We start from the raw sequence: 21,511 nt of genomic DNA, 5'->3' as shown, positions 1-21,511 counted from the left end.
CGGCAAATAGCCCCGCTATTCACCTCACAAAACCGAATTTTTATCCTCAATTTTCAGCCATCCTCGCTACGGGGTCGCCTGGACGGGCGCTGTTTTCGGGCAGCCTCCTGGATAAAATTTTTACCTTGATGCAACGACTGCTCGAGTAGATTAGTTGTTTCCCGCGCAGCTGTTTCGGCATATGCTTAAGCCGACGGGCGGTAGCGTACTTTTCGGCTGGTTTATATGATTGAACAACTTATAAAATTGCTTAGTTGGGAATATAGAGTGACGTGTCCGTCAGGTCTGCAAATCTGAAGTAATGAGCGTTGTAACCAAGCAGAGGATAGATCAATCCTGAAAGGTGATTTAACAGGCAGACCCCGGGGGCAAATGAATAACACAAAGCGCTTTGACAAGATTGATGCACTTAAGACACAGCTTGATACCTTAAGGCCTCTGCCGAAAGAAACGGTCCGGTCACTCCATGAGGCTCTGGTACTGGAATGGACCTACCACTCAAATGCGATTGAAGGCAATACCCTGACCCTGAAAGAAACGAAGGTAGTGCTTGAGGGTATTACTGTTGGGGGTAAATCCATCCGGGAGCATTTTGAGGCCATTAATCATCGTGAGGCTATTGAATGGGTGGAGTCGGTAGTAGAAAGGGATGAGCCATTTAGCGAAAGACTGGTAATAAGTATTCACCAATTAGTGCTGAAAAATATAGATGATGGCAATGCGGGTCGCTACCGTCAGGAGAATGTTGTCATCGCTGGTGCCGAGCACATGCCTCCGGAACATTACCACTTGCCACAGCTGATGAATGATTTGGTTGAATGGTACCAGCAGCAGAGCTATCACCCCCTGGAGCGGTCTGCCCGGCTGCATGTGGATTTTGTCGGTATTCATCCCTTTGTGGATGGCAATGGCCGAACCGCCCGGCTGTTAATGAACTTTGATTTATTGGGCAGTGGTTACTTGCCGGTCATTATCCGCAAGGAAAACCGTCTGGCCTATTATGAGGCGTTGGATAAAGCGCTTACCCAAAAGGACTACGGGGGATTTATTGACATGGTGGCCAGCGCCCAGGAAGAGGCTTTGAAGAGTTACATCAATATTATTAAGTAATGTGAATTGAAAGTGGATGTTCTGATTCATGATACCCGGCATGAAGCGCAGGCCATTCATGAGATTGCCAGGCAAGGGGTCAGGCTTGGTTAGTGATTAAACGACATTGACTATAAAAAATAAAAGACCTGCACTGTCTCTTCCCAGCGTTTCTAAATTAGGCTAAGCAACATTGAGACTCACGACCGAAGAGCAAAGCGCCATTAGAAAGGTGATTTATCAGGCAGACCCTGAGGCGCAAATATGGTTATTTGGTTCAAGAGCCAATGACCAGGCAAAAGGAGGGGATATTGATCTGCTCATCCTGTCAAAAACACTGGGTTTTAAAGACAGAACAGGCATACGGCTGGCGCTGTACGAGCTTATCGGAGAGCAGAAAATTGACCTGGTGATTGCCGCAGACGATACTGACCCATTTACCCGTATCGCGCTGGCAGAGGGCGTCCGGCTATGAGCCACGAGTCAGGCAAAAAGCATCAGGCAGGGGAAAAAAATAGCGACAGAATCCTGTTATTGGAACAGCAGCTATTAGCCATGGCCCAGATGGAAGCCCTGCTCAAGTGGTCTCTGGATCGCTGCCAGGCCATACCACTGACCGATGACCAGATGCCGGAACAGGAAGACCTGGAAAAATTCGAATCACTCACCGCACGATTTGCACGCTTTAACGATCTTCTGTTACAAAAAATATTTCGCCTGATCGATACCATTGACTTGGATGATGACGGCACCGTCAGGGACAGAATCAACCGTGCAGAAAAAAAAGGGTTGATTGAGGATGCCCAACGATTTATCGAAATCCGTGAATTGCGTAACAGCATTGCCCACGAATACCAGCCGGAAGCGCTGAGTGTTATTTTTCCTGAAACGTTGCAGGCTACACCCATTCTGCTGGATATTGCTGAACGGGTGCGAAAGTATTGCCTACGGTATAAATCCTGAAAATTGACCTGGTCATTTATCCGACGAGGAAAACCCCGGGAAGCGATTCACCATGAAGCCAGAAATACCGGGATTCAATTGAATGGTAACAGAGCAGGGGAAAGGAATGGGTAGCGGACGACAAATTGCCGACGTCATCGGGCGCACCCTCTGGATTTGTGACCGTCATGCCTTGCGCCTTGAATGGGTGATGGCCGAAGTGAAAAGCCTGTTGCCATTGAGTGCCAATGCGTTTGAAAACCTTGCCCCGGCTGAAGTGGCGTACATGGATCAATTTGCCACCCGGTTCAGTAAATTACAGGATGCCATGGGAGCAAAACTCTTTCCTCAGGTGCTGGATTTGGTGGGAGAGCAGGGGACGTTGAACACCTTTATCGACCAGCTCAACCAGCTGGAAAAAATAGGGGCGATTGATAATGCAGTCCAATGGCCTTTATTTCGTGAGGTGCACAACGCTTTTGCCCATGACTACCCGGAAGACAGTGAACTGAATGCCGGGACGTTGAACCGGGCCATGCCGCTGGCCAGAGAGTTGTTAACGGTTTACCGTAATATTCGGGATTTTGCCTTACGCTATGGCGCTATTTTGCCTGGGGAGAGCAGTGATAGCTGTTATTAAAGGTGACAACCGCTGGAAGCCCGAGCGAAGCGGTGGAGTTGTCCCGGCAGCGAATTCAAAATAGAACAGGCAAGGCCAATTAAAAATGATCGACTACGACAAGTTTAAACAGTCACTCACTCTGCTGGAATCCCAATATCATCATCTGCAAACACTTGATGACACATTACCCGATTGGCTGCAAGAGGCAGTATCGGAATCCGTTATCCAGCGATTTGAAACCTGTTATGACTGCATGTGGAAAGTGCTAAAGCGCCATTTGAAAATCAGCCTCGGATTGCCCGACGTCCCCAACAGCCCGAAACCGCTGTTCCGTATTGCCAATGAAAACCGACTGTTGTCGTCGGATGTTGCCCAATGGCTGATCTATGCGGATAGCCGCATTGATACATCCCATGACTATGATGGTGAAAAAGCAAAGGCAGCGCTTGAATTAATGGGCGCTTTTATTAAGGATGCGGTTGCCCTATACGAAACGATGAGCGGGGAACCCTGGTTATGAACTGCTCTACCGATCATCCCCCGGAACACCTTGACCTGACGCACGATGAACTGCTAGTGCTACAGGCATTGCTGAAAAAACATTTGCCAGATATCGAAGTCTGGGCTTATGGCTCAAGAGTCAATGGCAAGGCCCATTCAGCATCGGATCTTGATATGGTCACCTTTTCCGGCCCGGAACAGGCGATTGCGATGGCTGAACTTCGGGAGGCGCTGGAAGAGAGTAACCTGCCATTTCGTGTCGATCTTTTTGTTTGGGATCAGGTGCCTGAGAATTTCCGGAAAGTGATACGGGAAAAGTATGTTGTTATTCAATAGTCAAACAGCAAAAAGGCTCTTCCTGATAGTGGTGTTGAAAGACAGTTATCGTTAACCTTTGGCTGTTTTCCAAGATTGAAAAGCTAGCGTATTACTGGGTTTATGAGGGGCTAAGCTGTCTCGCCAACCGGAATGAACTGCATGAACTTGATTATCAATAAAGAAGCGCTTGAAAAGTCCGGCAAGTTTTCAAACCCTGACTGGACAGCAAAAGGTGAGCCCCGTGCCAAAGTCGGCCTGAAGCACTTGTCGACCTTATGGTTTAATACCGGAACCCTATGCAATCTGGCATGCAAGAATTGCTATATTGAATCCACGCCCGGGAATGACCGGCTGGTTTACATCTCCCATGCGGAAGTGGTCACCTATCTCAACGAGATCAGGGATCAGGATTTAGGCACGACCGAAATTGGCATCACCGGCGGCGAGCCTTTCATGAACCCGGACATCATTCCGATCATGGAGAGTGTGCTGGAGCGAGGCTTTGAGTTGCTGGTACTGACCAATGCCATGAGGCCGATGATGAAATGCGCAGACGATCTGCTTCGGCTTAATCATAAATTCGGATCGAAGATGACACTGCGGGTATCGGTTGATCACTTCCAACCGGAACTGCATGAGGATGAGCGCGGCAAAAACAGCTGGAAGCCAATGATGCTGGGGCTTAAATGGCTGTCTGACAACGAGTTCTCCATCGATATTGGCGGACGCACCCGCTGGGGCGAGGAAGAAGAGAAACTAAGGTCAGGGTTTGCCAGGTTCTTTGCCGACAACAACATCAAGATCAATGCGTTCGATCGCAAGCAACTGGTCCTGTTTCCTGAAATGGAACCTGCTGAGGATGTTCCGGAGATCACCACCGATTGCTGGGGCATTTTGAATGTCGATCCGTCCGACATGATGTGCTCATCCTCCCGCATGGTAGTGAAGCACAAGGGCGATGATCGCCCAACGGTTCAGTCGTGTACACTACTTGCCTATGACCGGCAGTTTGATCTGGGACCAACGCTTGTAGAAGCGTCGAAACCGGTTTCGCTCAATCATGTGTTCTGCGCAAAGTTCTGCGTGCTCGGCGGCGGCGCTTGCAGCGTAAAAGATGAGACATTCTCGGGTAACTGACAAATGCTGGCAATCATTGGGGGAACAGGTCTTTACGACGTTGAAGGTCTGGAACTGGTATCAGAAGAAGAAGTCGATACACCGTTCGGCACGCCATCTGCCCCGCTGAGCACGCTGAAAACAGACGACAGGGAAATTCTATTCTTACCTCGCCATGGTAAGGGGCATTCCTTCCTGCCCCACGAGATCAATTACCGGGCAAATATGTATGCGCTTAAGCAGGCCGGTGCGCGAATGGTATTGGGGTTCTCAGCGGTTGGCAGTCTGCGCGAAGAAATTGCGCCTGGCGATTTTTCCATTCCCTCTCAATATCTCGACCTCACCAAAGGTAAGCGCGAGGCTACCTTCTTTGGTAATGGCATTGCTGCGCACGTTTCCACTGCGGTACCAACGTGCCCGGCACTGTCCGGCTGGGTGAAGCAGGTAGCGCAGGAAAAAGCCGTCAAGTTGCATATGGATAAGACCTACGCCTGCGTTGAGGGGCCGCGCCTTGGTACAAAGGCCGAGAGCTTTTTCATGCGGCGGGCCGGATGCGATCTTGTCGGCATGACCAATGTTCCGGAAGTGTTCCTCGCCCGTGAGGCGCAGCTCGCTTACGCAACCATCTGCATCGCCACCGATTATGATTGCTGGCTTGATGATCCTGATCAACATGTGACGGTTCAGGCGGTGATACCACGGTTTAACGCAAGCCTTGCGAAGGCCAGGGAACTGCTGATGGCACTGTTGGCTTTGCCCTTGCCAACAATCGATGAAGACTACCGAAAAGCACTTGAAATGGCGGTGCTCACCCCTGACAGCGCATTGAATGAAGAGCAGCTGGCCATGCTGGAAGTCCTGCGAGCTTAGTTTCAGATATGCCCGTTTCGGTCATCATCCCAATTGCGCCCAATGATGATGCCTGGGTTGACCTCATTCCACAGCTGCAATTGCCGGAAAATAGCGAGATTGTTATTTGTCCAGGCGAACAGAATGTTAACCCGGATGTATCTGGTATTTCCGAAAACGTCAGGCTCACTGTTTGCCGCGAAGGGCAAGGACGGGCGGGGCAGATGAATGCGGGCGCTCATAGGGCAATACACGACATGATCTGGTTTTTGCATGGGGATTCGCGGATTAATCAGGAAACACTCAAGCAACTTGGTCATGGGATAGCCAGGAAAGCCGAAGCTTTCTACTTTTTTGATCTGAAGTTCCTGGATGATGGACCAAAGGCAATGGGCTGGAATGAAAGGGCGGTTCGCTGGAGAGCAGGGTGGATGAAGATTCCGTTTGGTGATCAGGGGTTCTTAATACCGAAGGTACTCTTTTCCAGGCTAGGCGGATATCGTGAAGATCTGGCTTATGGCGAAGACCACGTCTTTGTCTGGAAGGTAAGGCAGGAGGGATACCCGGTTATTCGGCTCCCTGCACCGGTTCACACATCAGCTCGCAAGTACCGCAAGGGTGGCTGGTTATCTGTTACTGTGAAGCACGTCTGGCTGACCATTGTGCAGGCTGTGCCCAATTGGCTGGAGCTGAAACGGCGGCAGCTGATGCGAGTATTCCGATGAAGATAGCCGTTGCGATTTTTGCCAAGACGATAGGCCTGTCGCCGGTTAAGTCGCGGCTTGCCTCGACTGTCGGCGTGGAGTTGGCTGAAGCATTCTACTCGCTGAGCATTGCCTGTACTCACGACATGATGTTGTCTGTTGTAGCGACCAGCAAAGTCGAGGTGTTCCCGCACTGGGCGCTCGCTGAAGAAGATGGACCAGTGCAGTTTAATGGACGGGGGTATCCCGCATTGTGGACCGGGGAGGGTGATCTTGGAGCAAGGCTCGCGACGATCTCCGAGAGACTGTTCGATGACTATGATGGCGTTGTGATGATTGGATCGGACAGCCCTCAACTTTGCAGCGAGCGCCTGGTCAGTGCCATTGCACAGATAAAGCATGATCCAGATTTATGCATAGTGGGACCAGCGGAGGATGGAGGTTTTTACTTCTTCGGTACGGGACGCCCCGTACGCAGGAAAGTCTGGGAAAGCGTAACCTACAGCAAGGACACGACATTTAACGAACTGGTCTCTCATTTGGAAGGCAGGGATATTCACTACTTGCCAAAGGAACAGGATGTGGATGCCGCTGAAGATCTCAAGAGCCTTGAGAGCAATCTCTCAGGCAAGGTTGGGCAGTTAAGTGAAAGTCAGAGAGAGTTATTGCAGTGGCTGCGTTTTAATCGAGGGTGCTATATGGGTGATTAATGTGTTAATAAAAAGTGTTTATGATCTCAATGGCGCTAACTCAAGAGATCACTTCTGACACATTGTAAGTGATAAGTAGTTAATCTTTCTTTTAAATGATAAAAATCAAACCTGAATTCACTGTCTTATATAAAAAAGATTTGGATGTTCTGTAAATGAATGCATCTGATTTAATGAATAGACTATCTGTTAACCTTTAAAGCAGGTTTAAAACGTAAGCAGACAAAAGCTCCCATGAGCACTCAATATTTACCCTGCCTGAGCCTCAAGGTATACAGCCAATATCATACAATCGTTTGAAATGGCTGTTTTGTTAACCCAAAGTCGTCCAAAAACAGCTCCCAGCCATATCCACTGTCGTCTTAAAGTCCTATATGTTCAACCACGGAAAATAAAGGGCTGTAGATGAAATAATTTTAATATCATGTATTTTTGTGCACAAATATGCCAACTTGCATTTCATTGCTAACTGATTATTCTTGCTGAACTTTCCCGCTTTTTATTTCATCTCCGAAAGGATAAATTTATGTCCAAGAAAGTTGCCCTAATCACAGGTGTAACAGGGCAAGATGGCTCTTACCTTGCCGAGTTCTTGCTTGACAAAGGTTATGAAGTACATGGAATCAAACGCCGCACTTCTTCATTTAACACTGAGCGTGTCGACCACATCTATCAAGATCCCCACAGAGAAAACCAAAATTTCAAATTGCATTATGGTGATCTGAGTGACAGCTCTAACCTGACGCGTATCATCAGCGAAGTACAACCCGATGAGGTCTATAACCTGGCGGCCCAGTCCCATGTTGCTGTCTCATTTGAGTCTCCGGAATACACTGCAGATGTGGACGCTCTGGGAACCCTTAGATTGCTTGAGGCTATCCGTTTTCTCGGGCTGGAAAAAAAGACTCGCTTTTATCAAGCGTCAACCTCTGAACTATATGGCCTTGTACAAGAGATTCCCCAAAAGGAAACAACGCCATTTTACCCGCGTTCTCCCTATGCGGTTGCCAAGCTTTATTCCTATTGGATTAGCGTGAACTACAGAGAATCCTATGGCATGTATGCCTGTAATGGGATTCTGTTTAATCACGAGTCCCCAAGGCGAGGAGAAACCTTTGTTACCCGTAAAATAACCCGGGGACTATGCAACATTGCACAGGGCCTTGAAGAGTGCCTTTACTTGGGCAATATGGCTGCACTGCGGGATTGGGGGCACGCCCGTGATTATGTTGAGATGCAGTGGCTGATGTTACAGCAGGAAAAGCCGGAAGATTTTGTAATAGCCACCGGTGCTCAATACTCGGTAAGAGAGTTTGTCGAGTTTACTGCAAAAGCTCTGGGCATAACGGTAACCTGGGAAGGTCAAGGCACAGAAGAGTGTGGATACGTCAAAAAAATAAACGGCAAAAATGCACCAGCCTTAAAAGTCGGCCAGAAAATTGTTGCTGTCGACCCCCGTTATTTCAGACCTGCTGAAGTCGAAACCCTTCTAGGTGATCCATCCAATGCAAAATTAAAATTAGGCTGGGAGCCAACAACCTCACTTGAGGATATGGTAACCGAGATGGTCAGCTATGATCTTGCCAAGGCCAAGCAACATGCGCTTCTTAAATCTCATGGATACGATGTAAAGGTATCACGGGAATAACTAAAGGTTATTAACAAGATTATATGAAGAAAGTCTATGTAGCAGGCCACCGTGGGATGGTGGGTTCCGCTATTGTTCGCAAGCTGGAAGTCATTGGCGGTTTTGAGATTATCAGCCGGGGGAGGGAGGCACTGGACCTAACCAGCCAGGCAGAGGTTCAGGATTTTTTCCGCTCTGAAAAAATCGAACAGGTCTACCTGGCTGCAGCGAAAGTGGGCGGAATTCACGCCAACAGTTCATACCCGGCTGAGTTTATTTATGAAAACCTGATGATAGAGAGCAATATTATCCATCAGGCTTATGCTGCTGGTGTTAAGCGATTGCTGTTTTTGGGTTCCAGCTGTATTTATCCGAAGCTGGCACAGCAGCCTATGGTAGAAAGTGAGCTGCTGAATGGGCATCTGGAAGCCACTAATGAGCCGTACGCCATCGCCAAAATTGCCGGTATTAAACTGTGTGAATCCTACAATCGCCAATACGGTGTGGATTACCGTTCGGTAATGCCTACCAACCTTTATGGTGAGAATGATAACTTCCATCCGAAAAACAGCCATGTGATCCCGGCCATGATGTGCCGTTTTCATGAGGCGAAACTTCGGGATGACAAAGAAGTGGTGGTCTGGGGAACCGGCACCCCCATGCGGGAGTTTCTACATGTGGATGATATGGCGGCGGCCTGCGTTCATGTGATGGAACTGGATAAGGCCATCTACAGCGAACACACCCAACCGATGATGACCCATATCAATGTGGGTACCGGTGTAGATTGCACCATTCGTGAACTGGCCGAAACCATGAAACAGGTCGTGGGGTTTGAAGGGAAGATTGAGTTTGATACTACCAAGCCCGATGGTACTCCCCGCAAACTGATGGATGTTACCCGTCTGGAGCGGCTGGGATGGAAGGCTTCGGTTTCTTTACAGGATGGGCTGGGGATGACTTACCGTTGGTTCCTGGAACATGCTGCTGAGTTACGGTCGGTTTGATGGCATTTAAGATGCTTGAGCTCGAAACCTTTAAAACTGTCGTTGCCTCAACGCCACTTGTTGCTATTGATTTAATTGTTCGCAATAGTCAGGAGCTGGGGTTGCGGAATAACAGACCGGCCCAAGTGTACTGGTTTGTAACCGGTGGGCGCATTCTGAAAAACGAATGGTTTGAAAACGCTTTTCATCGCCTTATTAAAGTGGAGGCTCTTTTCGGATTACAGACTGCTCTGCAATGAAAGTTGACCAAAGGCCTTGATATACAATGCCTTCAGGAAACTGCTGGCTAAATATTGCCAAGCCTTGCCACAGGAGGATCCCAGCCTGATTTATGAAATCAGCAGTCTGCAATAAGAAAAGAGCCATATCAATAATAAAAATTGATATTTCACATTGTATTTTCAGTACCAAATTCAGTTCTGTAACTGGTATGAAAACCAACTCATTTCCAAGTAAATAATGTATGAAAACCGTAATTTTAGCAGGGGGTCTGGGCACCCGTATCAGTGAAGAAACCGAAACCAAGCCAAAACCAATGGTTGAAATCGGTGGCAAACCTATCCTCTGGCATATCATGAAAATCTATTCCGCCCATGGAATAAACGACTTCATTATTTGTTGTGGCTACAAAGGCTATGTAATCAAGGAATATTTTGCCAACTATTTTCTACATATGTCTGATGTTACTTTTGATATGAGCGACAACCAGATGCATGTTCACCACCGAAAGGCGGAGCCATGGAAGGTGACCCTGGTAGATACTGGTGACGCATCCATGACTGGTGGTCGTTTGAAGCGGGTTAAAGATTACGTCGAGACTGAAGAGGCATTCTGTTTTACCTACGGTGACGGGGTGGGAGATATTGATATCACCGCAACGATCAAGCATCACAATAAACAGAATACCCTGGCAACACTGACAGCAACTTATCCTCCTGGTCGTTTTGGTGCGTTAGCCATCGATAACCATAAAGTCATGTCGTTCGAAGAAAAGCCAAAAGGCGACGGAGGCATGATTAATGGCGGATTTTTCGTACTATCTCCTAAAGTGATTAACTACATTGAGGATGATCAAACCACATGGGAACAGGAACCATTAATGAAATTGGCTGAGGATGGAGAACTCTCTTCCTATGAACACCACGGTTTCTGGCAACCTATGGACACCCTTCGGGATAAAGTGCACTTGGAAGAACTCTGGCAGTCAGGAAAAGCACCGTGGAAAACATGGCAGTAAAAAAAAGCTTCTGGCGCGGAAAAAAGGTATTCCTGACAGGCCATACAGGCTTCAAAGGCAGCTGGCTATCTCTCTGGTTGCAGGATCTTGGTGCAGAAAGCACTGGGTACTCTCTACCTGCACCAACAGAACCATCACTTTTTACCCTTGCTAACGTGGCACAAAATATGGATCACGTAATCGGAGATATCCGAGATGGGAATAATCTTAAACAAGTCATGAAAGAAGTAAGGCCAGATCTTGTCCTACATCTGGCGGCTCAACCACTAGTGAGATACTCCTATCGTGAACCGGTGGAAACTTATGAAACCAATGTGATGGGAACACTGCATTTGCTGGAAGCTATTCGCAGTACGGGGACAGTTCGCTCCTGTGTTTTGATCACAACCGACAAGTGCTACGAAAACAGGGAATGGGACTGGGGCTATCGGGAAATCGACCCAATGGGTGGCTTTGACCCATACAGCAGCAGCAAAGGCTGCATGGAGCTATTGTCAGCTTCTTACCGAAACTCCTATTTCCCATCGCAGAAATACGACGAACACAAAACGGCCATTGCGACAGCCCGAGCCGGAAACGTAATAGGTGGTGGGGACTGGGCTGAAGACCGTTTAATCCCGGATATGATCAACGCGTTTATCAACGGGCAACCGGCTGTTATCCGCAACCCCAATGCAATCCGCCCTTGGCAGCATGTTCTGGAACCACTTGGCGGCTATCTGGAACTGGCGCAAAAACTGTATGAGCAGGGTCCGGAATTTGCCGAAGCCTGGAATTTCGGTCCTGAGCTGCACGACGCCAAACCTGTCAGCTGGATAGCCAAAGAAATCTCCACTCTGTGGAGCGAACAGGCCCAATGGCAAACCGACAGCAATGAGCACCCCCACGAAGCCCATTACCTGAAACTGGACTGCTCAAAAGCCTATGCCCGGTTGAACTGGCGACCACGTTGGTCACTCAAGCGGGCACTGGCAAACATTACCGAATGGCATAAAGCCCATGAAAGTGGCGCGGATATGCATTCGCTGACCCTTCAGCAAATTCATCAATATCAAGCAGCAAGCGTATAACCACTATTTATTGAGTATCACGATGACTGAACTAAAACGCGAAGATTACCTCTATGTGCCATACGGCTGCACCGTTCACGGTGAAGAAGAAATCCAGGCCGTTGAAAAAGTGTTGCGCACATCTACACAAATGGGCCCCCACGTCCGAGAGTTTGAAGCCAAGGTAGCTGCAACCTTTGATAAACCTCACGGCATTATGGTGAACTCAGGTTCTTCTGCACTTTATCTCGCTGTAGAAGTGTTGGACCTGCCCAAAGGTAGCGAGGTCATTACTCCAGCGCTGACTTTTTCCACCACAGTGGGCTGCCTTGTTAAAAACGGTTTGATCCCGGCCTTTGTCGATGTAGAAGAAGGCACCTACTGCATTGATCCAGCGAAAATGGAAGCCATGATCACTGAAAAAACCAGCGCAGTTTGTATCCCGAACCTGATCGGGAATATCTGCGATTGGGATCGTATTGTTGAAATTTGTCGCAAGCACGATTTGAAAATCATTGAAGATAGCGCAGATACTCTGGGTGGCACCCTTTTAGGTCAATCCAGTGGCCACTACTCCGATATCAGTATTACCAGTTTCTATGGTTCTCATGTCATTAATGGTGCCGGTAATGGCGGTATGTTGTGCGTGAAGGATGATGCGATGGCCGCTAAAGCCCGTCTCCTACGTTCTTGGGGCCGCAGCTCTTCTCTATTTGTAGAAAGTGAAGCCATTGAAAACCGTTTTAATATCGAAGTAGATGGCATCCCCTACGATGCCAAATTCGTATTTGAAACCATTGGTTATCAGCTGGAGCCCTCTGAAATCAGCGCTGCATTTGCCTTGGTGCAATTTGCCAAGTTGGAACAGAACATTAAGGCCCGTGAAGTCTATTTCCAAAAACAGTATGATTTCTTCAGCCAGTATCAAGACTGGTTTATTTTGCCAAAACAGACCAACGAATCCCAAACTGGGTGGCTGGCTTTCCCAATGACAATTCGGGATGATGCTCCATTCACCCGCCGTGAAATGCAAATCTTCTTGGAAAAACGCAATATCCAGACCCGTGTTGTCTTTACTGGTAATATCACTCGGCAGCCTGGCTTTAAAGATATTGAAATGAAAAAAGCCACTGAAGGTTACCCGGTTGCGGATCACGTTATGCGCGGTGGAGCTCTACTGGCTTGCCATCATGGTTTAACTGATGAAATGTTGGCTCATGTTCACGGCAGTTTCCGGACTTTTGCTGCTCAATATAAATAATAAATAATCTACAAAGCGTACAAAGATTAACTCAATCTTTGTGCGCCTTGTAGTTTATTTTGGTTGATGCGGATGAAAATATTACTGACTGGGGCTAGCGGTTATCTCGGTAGTCATTTAGCAAAATCATTTATAGAATTGGATTATGAAGTTCACGCCCTGATTCGCAATACCTCTAAGCTAATCCGTCTAGCAGGCTGTGAAGACAAGCTAACATTACATTTCATCGAAGATGGAATTGAGAAAGCCTTTTCTATAAATAGCCCATACAATGCAGTGGTTCATACCGCCACTTGCTATGGCAGAAATAATGAAATTGAAACAGAAATTTTTAATGCAAATTTAAAATTCCCACTAGAATTATTGGAGAAATCTGCATTTTTTAACACCGACACATTTTTTAACACCGACACAATTCTCTACAAATATCTGAACAGCTATGCACTTTCAAAAAAACAGTTTGTAGAATGGGGGAAACAGTTTGCAATCCAAGAAAAGATAAAATTCTGTAATATAAAACTAGAGCATATGTATGGTCCAGGAGATGATGAGTCAAAATTTACTACCTACATTATAAATAGTTGCATAAATAATGTGCCAATAATCAAGTTGACGCCAGGGGGGCAAAAAAGAGATTTTATTTATATTGACGATGTTGTATCTGCTTATCATACATTGTTAAAAAACAATAATCTGGATGTATTTGAAGAGTTTGAGCTGGGCTCAGGACAGGCAGTTACCATAAGGCAGTTTGTGGAAGAAGTTCATTTAATTACTCAATCCAAAAGTAAACTAGACTTCTCTGCCTATCCATACAGAGAAAATGAAATCATGGTGTCTAAAGCAGAAATTAAAAAACTCAATGAACTTGGCTGGCAGCCAAAGTTTCAAATAGAAACGGGTTTAAAAAAATTATTGAAACTGGAGAATAGATATGAAGCTATTAATCACAGGTGGGTGTGGTTTTTTAGGAAGCAATCTTGCAGAACATGCATTAGGTAATGGAATTGAACTATATATTTTTGACAGTTTGTACCGAAATGGTTCTCTGCTAAATCTTGAATGGCTCAGAAATAAAGGTGAATTTGAGTTTGTCCACGGTGATATTCGAAACTACAACGATGTATATAGTCTAGTAAAAAGAATCAAACCCGACATGGTGTTTCATTTAGCTGGTCAGGTTGCAATGACAACATCCATCACTAACCCAAGAATGGATTTTGAAATCAATGTGATAGGTACCCATAATCTGCTTGAAGCAATCAGACTTGAGTCTCCGGAAACCGGTGTAATCTACTCATCTACTAATAAAGTTTATGGTGACCTTGAGCAATTTACATATGAAGAAACAGAAACACGTTACAAGTGTATAGAAGCACCAAATGGGTTCGATGAGCAAACACCATTAGACTTTCACTCACCATATGGTTGTTCTAAAGGTGCAGCAGATCAATATATGCTTGATTATGCGCGTATCTATGGCCTAAAGACAGCTGTTTTCAGGCATTCTTCCATGTATGGAGGCAGACAGTTTGCAACATATGACCAAGGCTGGGTGGGATGGTTTTGCCAGAAAGCATTTGAATTAGAACAGGGAAAACAACTGGAACCTTTTACTATTTCAGGTAGTGGTAAGCAGGTACGAGATGTTCTCCATGCTGAAGACATGATTCGGTTGTATTTTTCAGCGGTAACAAAAATAAAAAATATTGCTGGAAATGAATTTAATATTGGAGGTGGTGTTGATAACAGTCTTTCTTTGTTGGAACTATTCAATCAATTAGAGATGATTATTGATAAGGAAATGTTTTATAAGAGAATTGCTGAAAGGGAAAGTGATCAGAAAGTTTTTGTGGCTGATATTGCTAAGGCTAGCGAAATGATTGGATGGGTTCCAAAAGTATCTTCTGAGGATGGTGTTAGAAATATGTTTGATTGGGTTAGAAATAACCAAGGATAAATATTTGAAGAGCTTTAAAATGCATACGACTCTAGATATACTGATTCCTACCTATAACCGTATTGACTTTTTAAAAAAAAACATAAATCTACTTAAGGAGTATTTAGATGATGAAAATGTTAATCATTCAGTAAATATAATTATCTCAAATAATTGTTCTACTGACTCTACCAAAGCAATTCTCGAGCAGGTGTTACAAGATTGCAGGAGTTTTAAGGTCTATAATCAGAGTGAAAATATTGGCTTAGAAAATAATGCTCTGTTTTGTTTGAAGAAATCGACAGCAGATTATGTGATGTACTTAGGAGATGATGATTATCTTACAAAAGATTACATATTGAAAGTTCTAGATAAAATTAAAGCTAATGATATAGCTATGATCATTCCAAGTTTTCACCTGATTGATCCTAATGGAAAAAGAAAAGGAGTATTGGGAAGGGATACGGATCTTCCGAATAAACTTTATCCTGCAGGTGAGAAAACATGTATCGAAATGAGTCTTAAATGTCACCAGCTTAGTGGCGTAACATATAGGCGATATGGTTTATACGATAGGTATGTGAAAAGTAAGCTCTCTACATTATATCCTTTTATATACTGGGGATGTATCTCTTCGATAGAGGGTAATGTCTGGCATTTAACAGAAAATCCGATTCTGGTTACCCAGGTTGAGCAAACAAAGAAAGACTGGGGTTATGGTGAGGATGGTCTGCTTATCGATAAAATAAAGTGCTTTTATCATGCCTTTCCAGAGAATATACTCCTACGACACAAATTGGAGATGAAGGCTCTCTCAATACAAGGCATTGGATTGCTAAAGTATTTGAGAAAAAGTGTTAGGGCTTATTTCAAAGTATTCAGCATTCTCCGGGAATCAGATTATGTAACTAATCAGACAAAAAAGGTAACGTATTTTTTATCTGTTTTAAATCCGATTCTTCAAGTGAAGACAGCGAGTATAATTCTTTTCAGAAAAGGTCGAGCTTATTTGAAGAGCTTTGGTTCATAGGGTTTGATTTTAATTTTTTGCACTGTTGCTTTCTAATTTGATTCTTTAATAAAAGCTAAAGGCTTTAATTGATGGTATTAGATGTCTGTGAGAGAATTGATATTAAATTATCTAAATAAATTGGGAGTCAACAGTAAAATACTGTGGGTTCAATTGGTGACACTGGGGAACTTAATTAAAGGCCCGTTAGTGTTGTTGTTTATGGGGTTAACAATATCATCAGAAATTCAAGGGTATTGGTTTTCTTTTGTCAGTTTAGGTGCTCTCATATCTCTTGCTGATCTAGGGTTTACAACAATTTTAAGTCAGTATATCAGTCATAATGCTCATAGTATAAAAATAACTTCAGAACGGAAATTCATTGAAACGCCGACTAATGTAGACATTTTTATTTTTATATTGTCAGCCTTGAAATTTTATTTTTATATGATAGTGATCATCATACCTGTTATGATATCTGCGGGTTTTTGGTACTTTTCTGATTTTGAATACTTGTTACCCTGGATTACTTATACTGTTGTAGGCGCTTTATTTTTATTACTTTCATTTATTCAGTCTGTCATCATCGGGTTCAATGAAGTTGAGCAAGTTAATAAGGAAAAGCTTTTTTCCATATTTTCAGTTACGTTTGTAACTATTGCAATGTTAGTTAGTGGGTTTGATATTTGGGCTTTGGTGGGCGGTTATTTTGCTGGAACGATTGTTGGTGGAGCCTACCACTATAGGAACAACTCTCAGCTATGGATGCAGATTCTCAAGAATGGCTACAATCATGTATCTATTAAAAATCTCAAGCCCGTCCTTGGACTGCAAACAAAGTATGCCATAAGCTGGTTATGTGGTTATTTGATATTCCAGCTTTATGTCCCTGTTATCTTTAAAACTCATGGCGCAGTACTTGCTGGTCAAGTTGGTTTGACAATTGCGGCTTTTTCTGCAATTAATCAATTTTCGAATTCATTTATCACTGCTTCGACGCCTAGAATAGGTCAATTAGCTGGGCAAAATAACGAAAAGAAAGCATTGCAGCTATTCGTTAGATCACTCTATAAAAGGTGTTTTTGCTACTTATTACTTGCCATTTCGGCAATGTTTGTATTTATATCAATGGGCTATTTTGACTATTTCCTTGGTCTAAGTGAAAAATTTTTGCCAAACAGTATAAAAATTATGCTGGCGATAATGTTTTTTTCTATCGGTCTTATCAGCAACCTTGCTACATATTGCAGGAGCCATAAAGAAGAAAATTTTACTGTTCATGCAATATTTAACAGTTTAGGGGTTGTTCTTTCTATTGCTCTATTCTATGAAAATATAGATAATCTTTTTCTCAGTGTGTCCTCATTTTATTTGTTTATCTTGGTTCCTACTGGATTTTATATATTTAATAACTCAAAGAAAAAGTATATGCAAAAGTTACAAAGTGACAATAAATAGCAAGCCTTTTATATGTCGTTAAGCTTCCGAAGTAGATTTGAATTTAAATATGAAGAAAGTATGTCTTGTTACAAATGTATTACCAAGCTACCGGAAAGACTTTATTCAGAGGCTGATTAGATCAAAGGATATAGATATTAAGATTTATTGTCAGAGGGAATTGCAAGGCTCTAAACATAATTGCATCGATGAAGAAGTTTTAAATGGATCTGTTCAGTATATAAAGCACTATACCATCGGAAATAATAAACTTGTTTTTCAGTTTTTGCCATTTTACAGAATGCTAACTTCGTTTGATTACTATGTCTTCACAGGTAATCCCAGAGTTGTTTCATCAGTAATATTATCCACTATTTTATTCTTATTAGGGAAAAAAACAATTGTTTGGGGACATGTTCATACTGCAGGAGCATCGAAAATAACAGAAGCCGTTAGACTATTTTGGTGGAAAAGGTTTAGCTCTATATTTGTTTATACTGAATGTGAAAAAAAAAAGATGCTTGCCTGTAGATATAAAGGTAGAGTTATATCTTTAAATAATGGTTTAGATTATGAAGCAATATCAAAAGCAAAAATAAGAAATGTTATCCATTACTATGATAGATATCAAAGTGGTGGGTTTGTGTCTTGTTGCAGACTGTTAAAGAAGAATAAGCTTGACCTATTTCTTGATACGTTTTCAAAATTAGTGGAGAAAAATAAAAACCTAAAATGGACTATTATAGGTGATGGTGAAGAAGGAGAGAATCTAAGAAAAAAAATTACAGATAAGAAATTAACAGATAATATTGTGATGTTGGGAGCAATTTATGATGAAGATGCAATTGCAAAAGTATTTCTAAAGGCAAAATATTTTATTCACCCAGGAGCAGTTGGTTTATCTATCCTTCATGCATTATCCTATAATATTCCAGTCATAACACATGATAATTCTGATGAACATATGCCTGAGTTTTGTGTTCTAGAAGATGGTGTTAACTGTCTTCTTTATGGTCAGCTGCATGGACCATACGAGGTTGTTGAAAAAGCATTGAATATGCCGCGTAGGCTCTATTATCAAATGTCTAGAAAATGCTCATATATTCCAAAGAATAAATATAATACTGAGGTTATGGCAAATAGATTTATTGAATCTGTTATGTGAGAGTTCCAGTTAGCTAATTAAATGAGTTAGACGATTTTAAAAAATGCTAATAATTAGGTGGAATTTCTAATAATGATATTGTTTTTGGATTAATAGAAATTCTATTACTCTGGAATTGATTTAATTTTTTGTATTATACATATTATTGTTTTTATATTTATTCGGTTTTTACATGAAAGTTACAGTATTTGGAATTGGTTATGTTGGCTCAGGGAAAAATCATGAAACACCCCGAAGCCATTGGTCTCAAGGCTTGTAGTTGTAATTGCGTATAGGTCATTTTATGCATCCATTGTCATATATAAAAAACTTTGGATGCCCAACCAATGAATGCATTAGATTTAATGAATAGCCTTTCTGTAATTTATGATCCACGTCAAGCATGGAAAGTAGAGCACAAACTCACAGATGTTTTGATTTTGATAATCTGTGCTGTTATTGCTGGCTGTGAAGGTTGGGAGGAAATCGAGGACTTTGTAAACGAAAGGCTCGACTGGTTAAAAAAGTATGGTAAATTTGAAAATGGAGTTCCCTCTCATCATACTATTGCCCGAGTTGCTGCTGTTGTGAATCCAAAGCAGTTTCAACGGGGTGTTCTCTCTGAATAATTGTAACCTATGTGCACCCCAATCACGACTATTATGGGAACCATCTTTCACAGTCGTAATCTGTAGCCATGCCTGCTTCTGTCATTGCCCGAAAACCAAAAACCATTGTGTTGCAAATTGAAGTACCCATTGAATCTGGCAACATGCTGGATCTTGAAGATGGACTACAGCGAGCATTGAATGAAGCAGGACAGCTCGGAACAAAAGAGTTTCTTGAACTGTTTGAACCACCCAACAAAGACCCCATTGTCGTAAACCAGCAGAAGTGGAGTTACAAGGGAAAGGTACTGAAGCGATATGAAACCATGTATGGATGTGTGCCTATGGAACGTTCTGTTTATCAGGGGGTCAGAGGTGGTGTTACGCTGGCGCCTGTTGATCTTCGCACCGGTATTGTCGGCTCAGCTACCCCCAAGTTTGCCAAAACACTCGCTTGGAAATACAGCCAGATGCCCGCTCCTGCTGTTAAAGAAGACTTTGCAACCAACCATCAAAGAACTCTGTCTAACTCGTATATCAAGCATTTATCCGACAGGGTAGGTGCATTAATTGAAGACCAGAAAGACATCGAATATGACTTGTCGCTCCTGCCGGAGCCCGTCGAAACCATTGCCATAGGTCTGGATGGCACCTGCATGTTGCTCTGTGAACACGGCTGGAGAGAAGCGATGTGTGGAACCCTGAGTCTTTACTCGGCCAATGGTGATCGATTGCACACTATTTATACCGCCAGCTCACCTGAATATGGCAAGCAAAGCTTTATGGGCAAACTGGACGAAGAGATTGCAAAACTAAAACGCCTTTACCCACAAGCGACTTATGTGGAGGTCGCTGATGGGGCTAAAGAAAACTGGCGCTATCTGATGAAGCATACCTCTGCTCAGATACTCGATTTTTATCATGTCTCGGAATACTTGGCCGGGGCAGCAGAAGCATTATTTCCGGACAGTAAAGCCAGGAGAAAGGTCAAGGGAAAATTCATGAAGGTGCCGGAATTTACTGGCCCAGAGTGCCGTTGTGGAAACTGCGTATAGGCTAAATTATATAACCATTGTCATATGTCTGGAATTTTACTGGATATGATAATGAAATGAATGCTTTAAATTTGATGGAAAGTCTTTCAATAATCCATGACCCACGGCAAGCAGGAAAAGTTGAGCATAAACTTGCTGATATTTTGCTATTAACAATGTTTGCTGTTATTGCCAGTGCTCAAGGTTGGAAAGATATTGAAGATTTTGGGCATGAGAGACTGGATTGGCTAAAGCAATACGGAGAATTTAAAAACGGCATTCCATCCCATACAACTATTGCAAATGTGGTTAGCGTTGTTGGTCCAAAACAGTTTCAACGTTGTTTTATTGAGTGGATGAAAGCTTGTCATCAGGCAACCAATGGCGAAGTTGTTGCTATTGATGGAAAAACGGCAAGGGGCTCATATGACAAAAGCAAAAATAAGGGAGCCATTCATATGGTCAGTGCATGCCAACAATGTTGTGTTAGGCCAAATCAAGACCGATCAGAAAAGTAATGAAATCACGGCCATACCTGCGCTTATGGATCTTCTGGAACTCCGGGGATGCCTTGTGACACTTGATGCCATGGGGTGCCAGAGAGATATTGCAGAGAAGATTGTTAATAAGGGTGCTGACTACGTTTTGGCAGTAAAAGGTAATCAGGGAAAGCTTCACAATGTATTTAAAAATCACTTCTCAATGGAAAGGATTAATGATTGGGAAGGTGAAAATTATCGAACAGAAGAGAAAAGTCATAGCAGAATGGAAAGCCGTTTATATTTGGTAAGTGATATATTTGATGAGTTTGTAAATCTCTCCCTTGACTGGAAAGGAATGAAAACATTGGGTGTCGTCGTATCAGCCAGAATGGAAGGTGGTACATTTAATTCAGACGTCATCAGTATTCGTTATTACATATCTTCTGCAGAATTAACTGCGGAGAAATTAGCAAAGGCCACCAGAGAGCATTGGTTTATTGAAAACAAGCTGCACTGGAAAATCGATGTTGCAATGAATGAAGATGATTGCCGAATTAGAAGAGGCAATGCTCCTGAGATGTTAACAGTTTATCGACACATTGCAGTTAATTTATTGAATAATACAACGATGTTTAAAGCGGGCCTGAAGCGAAAGCAGAGGAAGGCTGCCATGAGTACCCACTACCTCACCCAGCAGGGCGCTAGAATCGGCTGTACGATCATTTATTTAATCACGAATCCTGCTTCTTGATGCTTTTACCATAACCATTCCTGATTACCACTGAAGCTACGCTTGCTTTTAGCAGGGCGGTTGCCAATTAATCAG

At 43.6% G+C, this 21,511-nt stretch carries 23 protein-coding genes and 1 pseudogene; all 24 read left to right on the top strand.

The features are described from left to right. The first annotated feature begins 372 nt into the window (after positions 1–372). A complete protein-coding gene (locus KDK14_RS10530; RefSeq protein WP_257265059.1) occupies positions 373–1,110 on the top strand; it encodes a Fic family protein in 738 nt (245 codons plus the stop codon). 172 nt (positions 1,111–1,282) lie between these two features. Further along, on the top strand, positions 1,283–1,564 hold the full coding sequence (locus KDK14_RS10525; protein WP_257265058.1) for a nucleotidyltransferase family protein: 282 nt from the start codon (positions 1,283–1,285) through the stop codon (positions 1,562–1,564). Next, a complete protein-coding gene (locus tag KDK14_RS10520) occupies positions 1,561–2,052 on the top strand; it encodes a hypothetical protein (RefSeq protein ID WP_257265056.1) in 492 nt (163 codons plus the stop codon). Before KDK14_RS10525 ends, KDK14_RS10520 begins: the two co-directional genes overlap by 4 nt. A 106-nt stretch (positions 2,053–2,158) precedes the next feature. Then, complete coding sequence (locus KDK14_RS10515; protein WP_257265055.1) at positions 2,159–2,671, top strand: hypothetical protein; 513 nt, start codon at positions 2,159–2,161, stop codon at positions 2,669–2,671. 85 nt (positions 2,672–2,756) lie between these two features. Beyond that, positions 2,757–3,173, top strand: coding sequence for a nucleotidyltransferase substrate binding protein (locus KDK14_RS10510; RefSeq protein WP_257265054.1), 417 nt, complete (start codon positions 2,757–2,759; stop codon positions 3,171–3,173). Beyond that, positions 3,170–3,490, top strand: coding sequence for a nucleotidyltransferase family protein (locus KDK14_RS10505; protein WP_257265053.1), 321 nt, complete (start codon positions 3,170–3,172; stop codon positions 3,488–3,490). The genes KDK14_RS10510 and KDK14_RS10505 overlap by 4 nt, the downstream gene beginning before the upstream one ends. 141 nt (positions 3,491–3,631) lie before the next feature. Beyond that, positions 3,632–4,609 (top strand): radical SAM protein, encoded by a 978-nt coding sequence (locus KDK14_RS10500; RefSeq protein ID WP_257265052.1) that lies wholly within the window; start codon positions 3,632–3,634, stop codon positions 4,607–4,609. A gap of 3 nt (positions 4,610–4,612) precedes the next feature. Further along, positions 4,613–5,458, top strand: coding sequence for an S-methyl-5'-thioadenosine phosphorylase (mtnP, locus tag KDK14_RS10495; RefSeq protein WP_257265051.1), 846 nt, complete (start codon positions 4,613–4,615; stop codon positions 5,456–5,458). A gap of 8 nt (positions 5,459–5,466) precedes the next feature. Continuing rightward, entirely contained in the window at positions 5,467–6,162 is a 696-nt protein-coding gene (locus KDK14_RS10490) for a glycosyltransferase (RefSeq protein WP_257265050.1), read from the top strand. After that, a complete protein-coding gene (locus tag KDK14_RS10485) occupies positions 6,159–6,851 on the top strand; it encodes a DUF2064 domain-containing protein (protein WP_257265049.1) in 693 nt (230 codons plus the stop codon). The genes KDK14_RS10490 and KDK14_RS10485 overlap by 4 nt, the downstream gene beginning before the upstream one ends. Before the next feature lie 526 nt (positions 6,852–7,377). Next, positions 7,378–8,499, top strand: coding sequence for a GDP-mannose 4,6-dehydratase (gene gmd, locus KDK14_RS10480; RefSeq protein ID WP_257265048.1), 1,122 nt, complete (start codon positions 7,378–7,380; stop codon positions 8,497–8,499). Between the two features lie 23 nt (positions 8,500–8,522). Continuing rightward, positions 8,523–9,485 carry a GDP-L-fucose synthase gene (locus KDK14_RS10475; protein ID WP_257265046.1) on the top strand — a complete coding sequence of 321 codons (963 nt, stop codon included), beginning with the start codon at positions 8,523–8,525 and terminating at the stop codon, positions 9,483–9,485. Further along, the gene (locus KDK14_RS10470; protein WP_306671513.1) at positions 9,485–9,724 is read left to right on the top strand and encodes a hypothetical protein; all 240 of its coding nucleotides are present in this window, start codon (positions 9,485–9,487) and stop codon (positions 9,722–9,724) included. Before KDK14_RS10475 ends, KDK14_RS10470 begins: the two co-directional genes overlap by 1 nt. A 224-nt stretch (positions 9,725–9,948) precedes the next feature. Beyond that, on the top strand, positions 9,949–10,722 hold the full coding sequence (gene rfbF, locus KDK14_RS10465; RefSeq protein ID WP_257265045.1) for a glucose-1-phosphate cytidylyltransferase: 774 nt from the start codon (positions 9,949–9,951) through the stop codon (positions 10,720–10,722). Further along, positions 10,713–11,792, top strand: a complete 1,080-nt coding sequence (gene rfbG, locus KDK14_RS10460; RefSeq protein WP_257265060.1) for a CDP-glucose 4,6-dehydratase — start codon at positions 10,713–10,715, stop codon at positions 11,790–11,792. The genes rfbF and rfbG overlap by 10 nt, the downstream gene beginning before the upstream one ends. Positions 11,793–11,814: 22 nt before the next feature. Then, positions 11,815–13,032, top strand: a complete 1,218-nt coding sequence (locus KDK14_RS10455) for a DegT/DnrJ/EryC1/StrS aminotransferase family protein (RefSeq protein WP_257265044.1) — start codon at positions 11,815–11,817, stop codon at positions 13,030–13,032. 72 nt (positions 13,033–13,104) lie between these two features. Continuing rightward, positions 13,105–14,034 (top strand): NAD(P)-dependent oxidoreductase, encoded by a 930-nt coding sequence (locus KDK14_RS10450; protein WP_257265043.1) that lies wholly within the window; start codon positions 13,105–13,107, stop codon positions 14,032–14,034. After that, a complete protein-coding gene (locus KDK14_RS10445) occupies positions 13,967–14,992 on the top strand; it encodes a GDP-mannose 4,6-dehydratase (protein WP_257265042.1) in 1,026 nt (341 codons plus the stop codon). Before KDK14_RS10450 ends, KDK14_RS10445 begins: the two co-directional genes overlap by 68 nt. Next, positions 14,964–16,001, top strand: coding sequence for a glycosyltransferase family 2 protein (locus KDK14_RS10440; RefSeq protein ID WP_257265041.1), 1,038 nt, complete (start codon positions 14,964–14,966; stop codon positions 15,999–16,001). Before KDK14_RS10445 ends, KDK14_RS10440 begins: the two co-directional genes overlap by 29 nt. Positions 16,002–16,157: 156 nt before the next feature. After that, complete coding sequence (locus KDK14_RS10435; RefSeq protein WP_257265040.1) at positions 16,158–17,438, top strand: hypothetical protein; 1,281 nt, start codon at positions 16,158–16,160, stop codon at positions 17,436–17,438. 37 nt (positions 17,439–17,475) lie between these two features. Beyond that, entirely contained in the window at positions 17,476–18,582 is a 1,107-nt protein-coding gene (locus KDK14_RS10430; protein ID WP_257265038.1) for a glycosyltransferase, read from the top strand. A gap of 326 nt (positions 18,583–18,908) precedes the next feature. Further along, positions 18,909–19,190 (top strand): ISAs1 family transposase, encoded by a 282-nt coding sequence (locus KDK14_RS10425; protein WP_373691061.1) that lies wholly within the window; start codon positions 18,909–18,911, stop codon positions 19,188–19,190. Between the two features lie 68 nt (positions 19,191–19,258). Further along, positions 19,259–20,224, top strand: a complete 966-nt coding sequence (locus KDK14_RS10420; RefSeq protein WP_257265037.1) for a hypothetical protein — start codon at positions 19,259–19,261, stop codon at positions 20,222–20,224. A 56-nt stretch (positions 20,225–20,280) separates the two neighbouring features. Then, positions 20,281–21,436: pseudogene (locus tag KDK14_RS10415) on the top strand (ISAs1 family transposase). Positions 21,437–21,511: the final 75 nt, after the last annotated feature.

Origin of the sequence: Endozoicomonas sp. ONNA2 (assembly GCF_024606365.1) — a bacterium.
Lineage (GTDB): Bacteria > Pseudomonadota > Gammaproteobacteria > Pseudomonadales > Endozoicomonadaceae > Endozoicomonas.
This window is presented reverse-complemented; position numbering and strand designations above follow the sequence as displayed.